This is a genomic window from Sphingopyxis sp. GW247-27LB (assembly GCF_002277025.1).
In the GTDB taxonomy this organism is placed as follows: domain Bacteria; phylum Pseudomonadota; class Alphaproteobacteria; order Sphingomonadales; family Sphingomonadaceae; genus Sphingopyxis.
In genome coordinates this window covers 167,050-181,808 of sequence record NZ_NIWD01000006.1, presented here as the reverse complement: position 1 = coordinate 181,808, position 14,759 = coordinate 167,050, and the positions used below count along the sequence as shown (strand labels likewise).

Here is a 14,759-nt window from a genome sequence, read left to right as displayed (position 1 = left end):
GGTCAGAAGGGGCATTAGATTTTCTAAGGCAAGCGATATGGCGATCACCGAAATCTCGCTCAACCTGCTGCGCGCCTTCGACGCGGCGGCGCGGCAGGCGAGCTTTACCGAGGCGGCGAAGGAATTGTTCGTCACGCAGGCGGCGGTGAGCCACCAGATCAAGGCGCTCGAAGCCTGGCTGGGCAAGAGTCTGTTCCATCGCACCTCGCGCGGCCTGGTGCTGACCGACGAGGGGCTGCTGCTCGCGCCGACGGTCGCCGACGCGCTCGCGCGGATCGAGCAGGGGATCGACCTGGTGCGCGGCGGGGTGGCGCGCGAACTGCTGACGGTCGGCGTTGTCGGCACCTTCGCGGCGGGGCATCTGATGCGCCGGCTTCCCGATTTCCGGCGGCGCTTTCCGCATATCGAGCTGCGGCTGCTCACCAACAACAACAAGCCCGACCCCTCGACCGACAGCCTCGACCTGTCGATCCGCTTCGGCGACGGCGCGTGGCGCAGCGTCGAGGCGGTGCGGGTGATGGACGCGCCGATGACGCCGCTCTGCGCGCCCGCGATCGCCGACACGTTGCACCATCCCGCCGACCTCGCGCGCTGGCCGCTGCTCCGCTCCTATCGCGCGCAGGACTGGCCGGCGTGGTTCGCCGCCGCGGGAGTGCCGCCGGTCGCGGCGCGCGGGGCGCAGTTCGACACCTCGATCATCATGGTGCAGGCGGCGCTGCTGGGCGAGGGCGTCGCGCTGGCGCCCGCGGCGATGTTCGAGCCCGAACTCGCCGACGGGCGGCTGGTGCAGCCCTTTGCTTGCGAGGTCGACGTCGGGGCCTATTGGCTGACGCGGCCGCTGGCGCGAGCGGAGCGGGCGGCCGAGCGGGTGTTCGCGGACTGGCTGGTCGAGCGGGCGGGGATGGTTGGCATGTAGCCCTCTCCCTCTCCCCTGAAGGGGAGAGGACAGCATAGCTTGTTCCGCCAGGAGCTAGCGGAGCTTGGAGAGGGGGAGGGGCGGCGCCATCTTCCCCCCCCTCAACTCCGGCTAGCGAGCAAGCTCGCAAGCCTCCGTATCTCTCCCCTGAAGGGGAGAGAGGGGGTGTGGCTCACCCCTCGACACCCTTTGCCTTGCCCCACGCGCGCGCGGCGGTGTAGCCGAGGTAGCCGGTGCCGAAGAGCGCGTATAGCGGTTCGGGGATGCCGGCGAGATAGGCGTTCATGCCGTCGGCGATCCCCCTGGCCATGTCGGGGCGCGCGGCGGCGATCAGGCCCATCGGGATCGCCCAGAGCAAGAGCGCGTACATGACGTAGAGGAAGCTCGGCCGCGCGCGGCTGGTCCAGGGGTCGGCGCTGCCGGCCTCGGCGACGATCGCGGTCATCCGCGTCTTGATCGCCTCCATTTCCTGGCTGCCCTCGAGCTTCAGAAGTTCGAGCTTGGCGCGGTCGCGCGCTTCGGGGTCGGGGATGATCTTGTCGATCAGCTTGGCGACGGGGCCGATCAGGCCTTCGATGATGCTCATTTTGGTGCTCCTGTGTTCAAAGTTCAGGTAAGTTCAGCCCAATGGCGCGCCGTGAAGCGTCAGCCGGGGCCGATGCGATTGGCGAGCCAGCCGTAGAGAAAGGCCTCCTGGCTCGGTCGGCGTTCGGCGAGCGCGATGTAGCGTTCGCCCTGCAGCGCCTCCATCGCGCGCAGCAGCACCGTTTCGCCCGCCGTGCCGCGCGTGCGCAGAAAGCCGTCGAGCGCCGCCAGCGTGCGCGGGCCGACGGCGCGGTCGACGGCGATGTCGGGATAGTCGCGCGCCGCGCGGTTCAGGGCGTTGAGCGCGCGCTGGAGGAAACCCGCGGCGACCGCGGTGCCCATGTTGACGCCGGTGTCGAACAGCTCGGCAGCGATCGCGGGCGCACGCAGCGCGACCCGATCGAAGCCGGGGCGCCGCCAGTAGAGGCAGCGGTAGATCGCCGCCGCCTCGTCGCGCGGCAGGTCGCGCATCGTTCCCGCATAGCCCTGCGCGCGGGCCACCGCCTCGGTGATCCCCCAGCAGGTCGCGCCGCCGCGGTCGGCGGGGTGGTTTACATATCGGCCTTCGCGGTCGATGACGGCGTCGATCAGCGCGTCGATGTCGGCGCGGGGCGGGTCGGTGTTCGGCATGAGTCGCTCCTATGGTTGGTTGAATGGAAACGGCGAACCATATAGGAACAATGTAGGAAAGGATTTTTTCCATGCGGGCGTTAGAGGTGAGCGAATTGGCGCCCGATCATGGCGGCTGCGGCCTGGTGGACCTGCCCGTGCCCGAACCCGGGCCGGGCGAGGTGCGGGTGCGGGTGCACGCGGCGGGGGTGAATTTTCCCGACCTGTTGATGACGCGCGGCGGCTATCAGCTCAAACCCGACCTGCCGTTCGTGCCGGGGCTCGAATTCGCCGGCGAGGTCGACGCGCTCGGTGCGGGCGTCGAGGGCTGGACGGTCGGCGACGCGGTGGTCGGCGGCAACCGCTTCGGCGCGATGGCCGAATATTGCGTCGTCCCGGCGCGCGCGCTGCGCCGCAAGCCCGCGGCGCTGAGCATGGAGGAGACCGCGGCCTATGGCGTCGCCTATCTGACCGCCTATGTCGCGCTCGTGCGCTGCGGGCGCGTGACGGCGGGCGACTGGGTGCTGGTGCACGGCGCGGCGGGGGGCGTCGGGCTGGCGACGGTCGATCTCGCCAAGGCGCTCGGCGCGCGCGTCATCGCGGCGGCGAGCAGCGCGGCGAAGCGCGAGGCGATCGAGGGTCTTTACGCGCCCGACGCGGTGATCGCCGCCGAACCGGGCTTTCGCGAGGCGGTGAAGGCGCTGACCGGCGGGCGCGGCGCCGATGTGATCTTCGATCCCGTGGGCGGCGACGTCTTCGACGAATCGACCCGCTGCATCGCCTTCGACGGACGGCTGCTCGTCGTCGGTTTCGCTTCGGGGCGGATTCCCGAGGTTTCGGTGAACATGCCGCTGATCAAGGGCTTTTCGGTCGTCGGGGTGCGCGCGGGCGAATATGGCCGCCGCTTTCCCGAGCGCGGCGCCGAAAATCTGGCCGCGATCGACGCGCTGGCGGCCGAGGGGCGCATCCGCCCGCACGTCCATGCGGTGCTCGACCTCGCCGACTGGCGCGCGGGTTTCGCGATGCTCGAGCGGCGCGAGGCGGTGGGGAAGGTCATCCTCAAGCCATAGGTTTCGACCCGCGGACACGCGCGGCTGTGAGCGTTCTCCTGCATAGCTATGCGGGTGATTTTGCGGATGGTCAGCGGCTTATGGCGCAGCTAATCTTCACGCCATAAGAGGGCGCTGGAGCGCCCGGCAAACGAGAGATCCGGGGAGACGATCATGGCCCTAGCGCCCGATACCGCCAGCAGCACCGACCCGCGCCCTGTCGCCAACGACGGCGTCCATGTCGACGCGCCCGAACTGCGCCTGTTCGTAATGGGGCTGTTCTTCATCTTCGGCGGCATCACCTCGCTCAACGACGTGATCATTCCCAAGCTGAAGGAACTGTTCACGCTCAACTACACGCAGGCGATGCTGGTGCAGTTCTGCTTCTTCACCGCCTATCTGGTGATCGGCATTCCGGGGGCGAAGCTGGTCAAGAAGATCGGTTACATGCGCGGCGCGGTCGCCGGGCTGCTGACGATGCTGGTCGGCTGCCTGCTCTTCATCCCGGCATCGCAGCAGGCAGTCTACGGCCTCTTCCTCCTCGCCCTGTTCGTCGTCGCGAGCGGTGTCGTGATTGTGCAGGTGGTCGCCAATCCGCTGATTTCGCTGCTCGGAAAGCCTGAAACCGCGCACAGCCGGCTGACCTTCGCCCAAGCTTTCAACTCGTTCGGGACATGGTTGTTTCCCCTTGTCGGTGCCGGCCTGATTCTGGGCTCGCTAAAGGATGTGAAGGCGGCGGACCTGTCGGGGCCGGCGCTGGATGCCTACCGCGTGGCCGAAAGCCAGGCGATCGTTCACGGCTATCTGGGGATCGCGGTGGCGCTCGCGGTGGTGGCTGCGATGGTCTGGAAATTCCGCCACAGGCTGCCCCACGACGCAGCGAGCATGGCAGGGGGCGAATTGGTCCGGCTGCCGCGCTATGCGGCGGGCCTCGCGCTGATCGTCGGCGGCGCGATCGTCGCGACGCGGGTCAATTCGGTCGTCGGCCTGTTGCTCATCCTGCTCGCGCCCGTGATCTGGCTGTACGGCAACGATCTTCTGAAACGGCGCCGCTTCGGTTTCGGCGCGCTCTGCATCTTCCTCTATGTCGGCGCCGAGGTGTCGATCGGGTCGCTGATCATCAATTATCTGGCGCAGGACCGCGTCCTCGGCCAGCCCGAATCGGTCGTCGGCTGGATGGTGGCTCTTTACTGGGGCGGTGCGATGATCGGCCGCTTCATCGGATCCCTCCTGATGTATCTCAGGGTCAGCCCCGGCAAGCTGCTCGCCTTCAACGCGGTCGGGGCGATCGTCCTGATCCTGATCTCGGCGAACAGCAGCGGGGCGGTTTCGGCCTATTCGCTGCTCGCCATCGGCCTGATGAACTCGATCATGTTCCCGACGATCTTCAGCCTCGCCTGCGAGAAGCTCGGAAGCCGCGCGGCGGACGGGTCGGGGATCATCAACGTCGCGATCTTCGGCGGCGCGGTGGTGCCGGTGGCGACCGGGGCGCTCGCCGACGCGACCGGGGGCAATCTCGCGCTCGCGCTGACGCTGCCCGCGCTCTGCTATGCGGTCATCGCGGCGTTCGGCATCTTCGCCCGGCGTCCGGCAACCGACGCGGACGCGGCGGCCGCCTGATCCGATCCCCCCTAATGTTCGCGCCCGGCCTTCCACAGGGTCTGGGTGAGCGGCTCGAACAAATAGGTGAACGCGGAGCGCTTGCGCAGCGGGATCAATATCTCGGCGGGCAGGCCGGCGCGGAGGCCGCCATCGGGGCGGACCGCCTGGACTTTCGCGGTCTCCCTGGGCGGGACGACGACTTCGAGCGAGAAATAGCGAAGGCCCGTCCGCGGGTCCTCGAGGCTGTCGGCCGAGATCTTCGCGATGCGGCCCTTGAGGACGGGGAGGCTGCGCTCCTGAAGCGCGGGGAAGCGGACCTGCGTTTCCATGCCCACCTTGATGTCGTCGGCGTCGGTCGGCGAGGCCTTGGCGACGACGACGAGATTGCGGTCCTGCGGGACGATCTCCATCAGCGTGTCGCCGCCCATCGCGACGCCGCCGACGGTGAAGATCTTGAGCCCGACGATGCGCCCGCTGGCGGGCGCGCGGACGACCGAGCGGGTGAGCTGCTCGCGCGCGGCGAAGAGTTTGGGCTGAAGGCTGTCGAGCTGGACCTGCACCTCGCGCAGCCGGGTCGCCACCTCTTCCATCATCTGCTTATGGAGCCCCGCGATCTCGAACTGCGCTTCGCCCACCGCTTCGCCGGTGCGAGCGATGTCGGCCTGATAGGCGCCGTAATCGCCGTCGAGACGCGCCGCGTCGCGTTCCATCGCGCGGATGCGGTTGAGCGAGACGAAGCCGCGATCGACGAGGCTCCGGAGCCCGTCGAGCTCCTCGCCGATCAGCCGCTTCTGCTCGCGGTTCGAGGCGATCTGGTCGCGCATGCCGACGCTCTGCGCGTCCTGCTGGCGAATGCGTTGGGTCAGGACGCCGCGCTGGGTCGCCAGCGCCTCGCGCCGCGCGCGGAACAGACGGGTCTGCCCCTCGAGCGACTGCGCGGCCATCGCGCGGTCGCCGGCGGGGAGCGCCGCGAATTCGGGCGGCGCGGCGACGGCGGACGCGCCCGTCAGCTCGGCGACGAGCCGCGCGCGCTCGGCGAGCAGCGCGACGACCTGGCCCGCGAGGCCGCGTTCGGCGGCGAGCAGCTCGGACGCCGATATCCGCATCAGCTCCTCGCCCTTGACGACATTCTGCCCCTCGACGACCGCGAGCGAGGTGACGATGCCGCCCTGTTCGTGCTGGACCGCCTGGCGGTTGCCCGAAACCGCGACGACGCCCTCCGCGAAGGCGCCGGCGTCGAGGGGGATCAGCGCGGCGAAGCCGAGCAGGCCGACGAAGAAGGCGAGCGCGATGCCGCCGCCGATCCGGAGCTCGCGGCGCACCGAATCGCTGCGTGCAAGCGCGTTGCCGTCCGCTCGCGCGTCGTGCCAGCGGCCTGGGGTCATGTCGTTCATTTTCCTGCCTCCCGGTTGATCGGCACCACATTGGCGCGCGCCGCGGCCTCGCGCAGCGCCTCGAGCACCGCCTCGCGCGGCCCGTGGTGGACGATTTCGCCGGCGGCGAGCACGAGCAGGCGGTCGGCGTTCGCGAGGATCTGGGGCCGGTGCGCGACGATCAGCACCGCGGCCTTTCGCGCGCGCAGCGTCGACACGGCGTGGATCAGCGCGGCTTCGCCCTCGGCATCGAGCGCCGAATTGGGCTCGTCGAGGACGATGAGCGCGGGGTCGCCATAGAGCGCGCGGGCGAGCGCGATGCGCTGCGCCTGCCCCGCGGACAATTGGTGCGCGCCGTCGCCGATGCGCGTTTCATAGCCGCCGGGGAGGGCGAGGATCAGCTTGTGGACCCCCGCGAGCTCGGCCGCGGCGATGGTGCGCCGGCCGACGTCGTCGGGCTCGTCGCCGCGGTCGCAGGCGAAGCGCGAGATATTCTCCGCCACGGTGCCGGGGAGCAGCGCGCTGTCCTGCGGCAGATAGCCGATGTGCCGGGCGAGGGTTTCGGCATCCCAGTCGCGCGCGCTGGCGTCGTCGATCCGCACCTCGCCGAGATCGGGCGCGATCGCGCCCGCGGCAACCCGCGCGAGCGTGGTCTTGCCGGCGCCCGATGCGCCGATGACCCCGCAGATCTCGCCGGGCGTCAGGCCGAACGAGACATTCTTGAGCAGCAACGCCGACCCGTCGGGGCTGCGCACGACGACGCGGTCGAGCGTCAGCCGCCCGGTCGGGTCGGGCAGGCGCAGGCGCGGCGCGGCCTCCGCCTCGGTCTGATCGAAGAGGGCCGCGAGGCTCTGCATCGCCTGGCGGCTCTGAACGATCGCGGGCCAGAGGCGCACGAGCTGCTCGACCGGCTGCAGCCCGCGGCTGAGCAGCACCGAGGCGGCGATGATCGCGCCCATCGAAATCTGCCCCGCGACGGCGAGCCAGCCGCCGACGCCGAGCGCGAGCGACTGCATGAACATGCGCGTGAACTTGACGATCGCATTGTAGCGGTTGTCGGATGCCTGCGCGGCCGTCGTGGCGTCGAGCCCGCCGCCGCGATCGGCGAGGTGGCGCCGGATCATCGCGGTGCGCATCCCCATCGCACGCACGACTTCGGCGCGGCGGAAGGTCGCATCCTGGCTGGCATAGGCGCGGCCGTTGGCGGCCCGCGCTTCGTCCTCGATGGGCTTCGACCGCCGGGCATGGGCGACCGCGAGCCCAACCAGGACAGCGCCGCCGCCGAGCACGAGCAGCCCGAGCACGGGATGGATCAGGAAGGCGACGACGAGATAGATGGGGGTCCAGGGCGTGTCGAAGATCGCGGTCGCGGCCTGCCCCGAAAGCGCGCCGCGCAGCTGGTCGAATTCGCGCATGACCTGCCCCGATTCGACGGCGGCGCGGGTGCCGCTTCGCCGGGCGAGCAGCCGGTCGAGGATCTCGCCGGCGAGCAGGCGATCGAGGCGGAGCGATACGCGCGCCATCAGCTGCGACCGCACCGCCTCGAGCGCGGAGAGGGTGGCGATGGCGACCGCGACCAGCATGGTGATCCACAGCAGGGTGAAGAGCCCGCCGGTCGGAACCACCCGGTCGTAGACCTGCATCATGTAGATGGTGGGCGCGAGATAGAGGATGTTGATCAGCGCGCTGAACGCCGCCGCGATGGCGAAATGGCGCCGGCACGCCCGCATGGCCGGCTCGAGCGGCGCCGGGGCCTTCATCCAGAACAATCGCATGCCATCCCCCCAATCCCCCCATCCCCCCTCGATCCTGTGTGACGAACGCCGAACCGCGGGCCGGGGAGGCGGGGGGGACGGTTCGGCGTTCGATCCCGCTACGGGATCAGGTAGCAGCTGACGTCGGGCAGCTCGCTGCGCAGGCTTTCGAGTTTCGACGCGAAGAAGACGTCGCCGTCGAAATCCTCTTCGTGGATCATCGACCACGGGTTCGCGCGGACGCTGTGCTCGACCAGGTTCCCCCCGGCATCGATCCGGCTGTCGATCCCGGTGAGCGATCCGCGGAAGCGGCTGCCCAGATCGTCGAAGTCCCAGTTCCCCTTGTCGGGAAGCCGCATCATCATCTTCAGATCCTGTTCGGACAGGAGGAAGCCGGTGTCTGCCGCTTGTCCCGCGACGCCGGTCGCGAAATCGACTTCGTCCTGCGGGCGCAGCGTTCCCACCACCTGGTCGCTGCCGCCGCCGCCGTTGAACACGAGCCGGTGGTCGGATGCGAGCCGCGAGATGTCGACGATGTCGTTGGCGCTGCCCGCATTGACGGTGATCGTGCTGTAGTCGAGGCTCGTGGTCGTGAAATCGCCGACGACCGATACGGTGTCGCCGTCGTTCGCGCCCTGGTTGAGCCCGCCGCCGTCGTTGGCGGTGACCGCCAGCGTGTTGATCACGATCTCCTCGATATTGTCGAGTTCGGCGACGACCGCGGCATTGTTGGTGCCATTGCGGGTGACGACGATCTCGGTCGTCGCGAGCAGGCCCGTGATCCCCGCCGCAACCGCTTCGGCACGGGTGAAGATCGTGAAGCTCTCCGCCCCGGCGACGCCGTTGAGCTGATAGGTATCGACGCCGTCGCCACCGTCGATCCGGTCGCGACCGCCGGTCGCGCCGGTCTGGACGAAGCTGTCGTTGCCGCCGAATCCCGAGATCGTGTCGTTGCCGCCGCCGCCGTCGATGACATTGGCGCCGGCATTGCCCTGGATGATGTTGGCGAAGCCGTTGCCGGTCATGTCGATCGCGCCGGTTCCCGCCGCATTGTCGGTCGTGAACAACTCGATCTCCGCAGCCGCGCCAAGGACATAGTTGACGCTGGTCAGGACGCGGTCGCTGCCTTGACCGGCCGCCTCGACCACGACGTCGCCGGCATCGTCGACGAAGTGCATGTCGTTGCCGAGGCCGCCGTTGGTCGTGTCGGCGCCGACGCGGCCGTTGAGGATGTCGTTGCCGCCACCGCCGACGAGCGTGTTGGCGGCGGCATTGCCCTGGATATGGTTGTCGAGCCCGTTCCCCGTCAGGTTGATCGCGGCGACCCCATTCATATTGTCGGTCGTGAACAGTTCGACTTCGGCCGCGGCCCCCAGCGTGTAGCTGGCGCTCGCAAAGACGCGGTCGTTGCCCTGGCCCGCGGCCTCGACCACGACATCGCCCGCGGCGTCGACATAGTGCATGTCGTCGCCGAGCCCGCCGTTGGTCGTGTCGTTGCCCGCGCCGCCGTTCAGCGTGTCGTTGCCGGCGAAGCCCGACAGGCTGTCGTTGCCGCCGCCGCCGATGAGGGTGTTCACGCCGGCGTTGCCCTGGATGATGTTGGCAAAGCCGTTGCCGGTCAGATTGATCGCGGTGGTCGCGGCGGCATTGTCGGTCGTGAGCAGCTCGATCTCCGCCGCCGCGGCCAGCGCGTAGCTGACCCCGGCGAGGACGCGGTCGCTGGTGCCTTCGCCCGCGAGCTCGATCACCACGTCGGCCGCATTGTCGACATAGTGCATGTCGTTGCCGAGGCCTCCTTCGGTCCGGTCGATGCCGACGCGGCCCATCAGGATATCGTTGCCGCCGCCGCCGATCAGCGTGTTGGCGCCGGCATTGCCCTGGATATGGTTGGCAAGCTCGTTGCCGGTCAGGTTGAGCGCGGTGACCGCATTGAGGTTGTCGGTCGTGAACAGCTCGACCTCCGCGCCCGCGCCGAGGACATAGTCGACGCCGGTCAGGACGCGGTCATTGCCTTCGCCCACCGCCTCGACCACGACATCGCCCGCGGCGTCGACGAAATGCATGTCGTCGCCGAGCCCGCCGTTGGTCGTGTCGTTGCCCGCGCCGCCGCGCAGCGTGTCGTTGCCGCCATTGCCGTTGAGCAGGTCGGCGCCGGCGTTGCCGTTCAGCGTATCGGCTTGGTTCGACCCGTCGCCGATGTCATCGCCGGCGGTGCCGTTGAGCGTCGACGCAACCGCCGCATCCCAGTCGACCCCGACCGGACCGGTGGCGCCCGAGGCGATGCCGCTGACCACCACCCGCAGCAGCAACCCGGCTTGCGGACCGAAGGCCGTCCCGGCGAGATCGGTCGGGGTGAAGGTCGCGCCCGTGGCGCCGCCGATATTGGTCCAGACCGTCCCGTTCGCCGACGATTGCCATTGATAGGTGAAGGGTTCGGGGACGGGTATGGCGTCGGTGTTCACCGTGAGCTGCTGGCCCTCGGTCGGGGTCAGGTCGCCGATCACCGGCGTGCCGATGTCGAACGAAAGGTCGGCGAACTGGACCCGTTCGATGTTGCGGAGCGTGTCGGTGCCGTCGAGAAGCGTCCCGCCGACATGCGCGACGGTGACCGTGCCATCGTCATTGTTGGTGATCGTGTAGTTCGCGCGAATGTCCGAGAAGACGGCGGTATCGACGTCGCCGGTCCCGTCGGCGGTCAGGATTTCGCGAACGATGACCAGCTGGCCCGGATTGTAGGTGCCGTTGAACATCTGCGTCATCAGCTGGGTCATGCTGTCGGCGGTCGCGATTTCCGGCCCGGTGCCGTCGGCATTGGCGCGGACGCTGATCCGCACGTTGAGCCATTTGTCGCCGTCGATGATGTCGTCGCCGCCATTGCCCTGGATCAGGTCGCTGCCGTCGCCGCCGAGGATGATGTCGCCCGCGGCGAAGGAGGTGACGCCCGCGCCGAGGACATCCTGCAGCCCCGCGATGAGGGCGATGCCCTGCGCGTCGAGACCGCTGCCGAGATAGCCGGTCGAACCGCCCTGATCGGCGGGGGCGAGCGTCGTCGCGTCTTCGTGCGAGCCCTTAAGGACGTCGTTGAAGCGCGTTCCCGACAGGCCCTCGAGCGATTCGAATTCGTCGAGCGCGGTATCCGACGGAAAGACCGGACTTTCGTCGAACACGATCGGGATCGACAGGTCGGCGTTCACGCCGGCGGCGTTGTCCTTGTAGGTCGCCCAGTCGAAGCCCGACATGCCGGCCATCTTGCCGCGGCCGAGGCTGCCGACCATGATGTCGTCGCCGCCTTCGCCGATGAATTCGTCGAAGCCGCCGTCGCCGAGGAAGACATCGTTGCCGTCGATGCCGTCGTGCGCGAAGATCTCGTCGAAATTGTCGCCGGGCGCGCCGTCGAAGGTGCCGGTTTCGAGCCAGTCGTCGCCTTCGTTGCCGAGGATGCGCTCGGCATTCTTGTTGCCGAGGATGAAGTCGTTGCCGGTCCCGCCGAAGACTTCGGACCCTTCGTCGGTGCCGAGGACGATGAAGTCCTGACCGTCGCCGGCCAGGACGAGATCGAGGCCCGGCCCCGCGTGAACGACGTCGTTGCCCGCGCCGGCCTTGATATTGTCGTCGCCGCCGCGGTCGCGGATGATGTCGTCGCCGTCGCCGCCGTTGATGATGTCGTTGCCGAAGCCGCCTTCCATATTGTCGTTGCCGCCATCGCCATAGAGCGTGTCGTCGCCGATGCCCGCGATGATGACGTCGTTGGCGTCGGTGCCGCCGAGCACGACATGGTCGCCCCCGGTGTAGCGCAGATAATTGGTGTCGGCGCCGGGCGTCCCGGGATCGTTGCGGATGACGAGCGGGGTGAGCAGGCTCGCGCCCACCGGATCGAGCGAGCCGAGTTCGGGATTGAACTGCACCGCCTGATTGACCTCGAGGATCAGCCCGGGGGTCGAGAAGACGTCGGACGGCAGGTGCGTCGCGTCGGTGTGGCGCATGATCATCGAGGCGAAGCTGTTGTTCTCCATCTCGCTGAACAGGTGCAGCCCGTCGAGGCGCTGCAGATAATAGAAGCGGTCGCCGCTCTGCAGCATTTCGAGCTGGATTTCGAACACATAGCCGAAGGTCGAGCCGAGCATGCCGCCGAAAGGCATGATCTCCTCGGCGAGCCCGCCGATCCACAGGTCGACATTTTCGAGCCCGCCCAGGTCGCCGCCGGCATAGGCGCCGGTGGCGTTGAGGAAGTCGAGCGCGTCGGCCGGAACCTCGAGCCCGCCGAACGAGACGCCGGTGACGAGCGTCAGCGCGGCGTCGCGCTTGCCCTCGATCGTGTCCTGGCTCGTGATCGACTCATGCGTGCCATAAGCGGCGATGAAGTTGATGATCGACGCCTCGTTCTTGAGGTGCTGCGCGAATTCGACCCAGCTTTCATAGGGTTTCAGCTCGGCGGCGTTGTTGGTGGCGTCGTAGAATTGGCGCCGCGCCTCGTTGAGCGACGGCACGCCGGTGTCGCGGCCGCGCGCGAGGTTGATCGTCGCGAGGTCGAGCGGCAGGCCGAGCAGGTTGTTGCGCAGCGCGCTGGTCACGAACTCGTCGATCTCGTTGCCGACCTGGCGGGTCATGCCGCGGACGATGGCGCCGGCCGCGATGTTCGCGTCGACCGTGGAGGTGCCGCCGTTATTTTCGAACTGCAGCGGATTGAGGAAGCCCTCGATCAGGCTGATGTGGTCCGCGGCGAAGGCGGGATCGAAGCGGTCGATCGATTCGGTGAGCATCGAGTGGCCGAAACGATAGACCACGTGCGCGAATTCGGCGACGATCGAGGGATCGAAGGTCGTGTCGAAGCCGTCGGGGACGAGAAAGGCGTTGATGACCGGCTGGATCTTGCGCGCGAATTCCTCGAACACCAGATGCTGATATTGCATCTCGGTGCCGAATTTCGCGGCCTGGAACAGCCGTTCGCCGTCCCACACCAGCGCGTCGATCGCGGCGGCACCCACGGGCACCGACGTGACGTCGTCGATCAGCCATTCGTTGAGGAAGGCGACCGCTTCGGCCTGCGTCGCGCCATTGGCGAGCATCTGCGCGGCATCGGCGAGCGTCACTTCCTGGGTGTGCTCGACCAGCCGGTTGTGCTCCGAATGGAAGACGTGGTGGACCGCGGTCAGCCCGATATTCTCATTCGCGCGGCCGTCGCCGGCGATATAATGGGCGTCGAGCAGTTCATTGTCGTAGTTTCCGTCGGTCTGCGAACCGTCGCCGTTGTCGAGGCCGATTTCGATGTCGCCGTCGGCGAGCCCTTCGGGCACGGCATTATGCGCGATATCGGCGAGGAAGGCGTGACCGGTGCGGATCGCGAAGACCGCGGTCGGGTCGACCGGGCTGCCGGGGGTGCCCGATACGACATCGTCGTCGGCGGTATTCGGAATGCCGTCGTCGCCGAGGCCGACGACGATCTGGGCGTAGCCGTTCGCGTCGGGGATGAAATTGCCATATTGGTCGGTGCGCACCAGCGGCACGTTGCCGACATCGACGTCGTTCAGCTGAATGCCGAGCATCAGCGCCTGCGCCTTGACGTCGGCCCAGGTCGCCATGCCGCTGTTGCCGCCCTCGATCAGCTTGCCGGTCGAAACCGGGCGGTTATCGGCGTCGAGCGCATATTGGCGCACGAACACCTGATGCGACGGGTGCGAGGTATAGGTCTGGTTCTGGTCGACATAGGCGGTCGTGTGATTGACCGGGCGGACATCGTCGTCGGTCCCCCACAGACCGTCCTCGCCCGGCGCGACGCTGGCGCGGGTCAGCACCATGAAATTGGTGCTGCTGGCCGGATCGTAGAGCGGATCGTCGGGTTGCAGCGGAATCATCACCGTGCCGCTGCCGCCCTTGCCGACGAGATCGAGGCCATGGTCGAAGAACTGGCCGAACAGGGTGAACCAGGAATTGAACGAGGCCGAAAGACCCTCGTCGGGCGCGACGTTGGTCAGCTTGACGTTTTCGCCGTCCATTTCGATGCCGTTGGCGGTGAGCAGCGCGGTCAGCGCGCCGTCGGCGGTCGCCAGCGCGGCTTCGGCATCGGCAAGCGCCTGGAGCGCCGCGGCCGCCGCGAGGGCGAGATCGGGATCGCCCGGATTGGCATTGGCGGCGGCGGTCGCCGCGGCGGAAGCGACCTGGGCCGCGGTGACCGCGGCGAACAGGCCCTCGATCGGTTCGAAGGCCGCGGTGATCGTCGCCGCGATCGCCATCTGCTCGGCCGGCGTTTCGACTCCGGCCCGCCCGAGCGCGACCATGATCGCGACCGGATTGGCAAGCGTCTGGTCGACGATCAGGTTGCTGATCGTGCGAACCTGGGGATCGATGACATCGCCGGGTTCGGCGAAGGTGCCGGGGCCGTCGGCGTCGAAGCCGGGGGTATATTCGATCGGGATCGGGGGCGAACCGCCGGGGCCGTCGGGATCGACCAGGAGGGTGCGATAATCGGTGCCGAGCCGTTCGACGAACGGCTGGTCGGACGCGCCCCAATATTCCTGTCCGGGGAGCAGATGGTTGTAGGTCCCGTCGACCGTGCGCAAACCCCAGGCGAGGTTGTAGGACGGGATCAGTCCGCCAGGCCCGAACAGGGGCTGTCCGGCGGCGTGCGCTTCCGCGATCTTGATCTGCTTGAGGATGAACTCGAGATCGCTCCTGATATAGTCAACCATGTCCGCTTCTCCGAATGGGCACCGGCAAGGGCTCACGCCGAAGGTTTCGGCGCGACGCGTTGCGAGATGCGAAATCGCGATGTGATGGTTTCGAAGGGACCCGCCCCGACACCCTGCTCCCGTGGCCGGATCACCCGACTCGGAAATCTGGCTTCATCATTCGACTTATCGTTCGGCGCGAACAG

General features: G+C 68.1%; 8 protein-coding genes. 3 read left to right on the top strand and 5 right to left on the bottom strand.

The annotated features are described in order from the left end of the window. The first annotated feature begins 37 nt into the window (after positions 1-37). Positions 38-916 (top strand): LysR family transcriptional regulator, encoded by an 879-nt coding sequence (locus tag CD928_RS06355; protein WP_095386283.1) that lies wholly within the window; start codon positions 38-40, stop codon positions 914-916. A 172-nt stretch (positions 917-1,088) separates the two neighbouring features. On the opposite strand, the gene CD928_RS06350 is transcribed toward CD928_RS06355, so the two are convergent. Beyond that, a complete protein-coding gene (locus CD928_RS06350; protein WP_095386282.1) occupies positions 1,089-1,502 on the bottom strand; it encodes a holin family protein in 414 nt (137 codons plus the stop codon). Positions 1,503-1,561: 59 nt separating this feature from the next. Further along, a complete protein-coding gene (locus CD928_RS06345; RefSeq protein WP_095386281.1) occupies positions 1,562-2,131 on the bottom strand; it encodes a glycoside hydrolase family 108 protein in 570 nt (189 codons plus the stop codon). 71 nt (positions 2,132-2,202) lie between these two features. Here CD928_RS06345 and CD928_RS06340 point away from each other — a divergent pair, with 71 nt between their 5' ends. Together CD928_RS06340 and CD928_RS06335 are read left to right on the top strand one after the other, a co-directional pair. Further along, positions 2,203-3,180 (top strand): NADPH:quinone oxidoreductase family protein, encoded by a 978-nt coding sequence (locus CD928_RS06340; protein ID WP_095386280.1) that lies wholly within the window; start codon positions 2,203-2,205, stop codon positions 3,178-3,180. A 153-nt stretch (positions 3,181-3,333) separates the two neighbouring features. Beyond that, the gene (locus CD928_RS06335) at positions 3,334-4,779 is read left to right on the top strand and encodes a sugar MFS transporter (RefSeq protein WP_095386279.1); all 1,446 of its coding nucleotides are present in this window, start codon (positions 3,334-3,336) and stop codon (positions 4,777-4,779) included. Positions 4,780-4,790: 11 nt separating this feature from the next. Here the strand turns inward: CD928_RS06335 and CD928_RS06330 are convergent, their stop codons facing one another. From CD928_RS06330 to CD928_RS06320, 3 genes are all read right to left on the bottom strand, one after another. Continuing rightward, the gene (locus CD928_RS06330) at positions 4,791-6,155 is read right to left on the bottom strand and encodes an HlyD family type I secretion periplasmic adaptor subunit (RefSeq protein WP_217983734.1); all 1,365 of its coding nucleotides are present in this window, start codon (positions 6,153-6,155) and stop codon (positions 4,791-4,793) included. Continuing rightward, positions 6,152-7,909, bottom strand: coding sequence for a type I secretion system permease/ATPase (locus CD928_RS06325; RefSeq protein WP_095386277.1), 1,758 nt, complete (start codon positions 7,907-7,909; stop codon positions 6,152-6,154). Before CD928_RS06325 ends, CD928_RS06330 begins: the two co-directional genes overlap by 4 nt. Before the next feature lie 98 nt (positions 7,910-8,007). Further along, positions 8,008-14,574, bottom strand: a complete 6,567-nt coding sequence (locus tag CD928_RS06320; protein WP_095386276.1) for a peroxidase family protein — start codon at positions 14,572-14,574, stop codon at positions 8,008-8,010. Between the last annotated feature and the right edge of the window lie 185 nt (positions 14,575-14,759).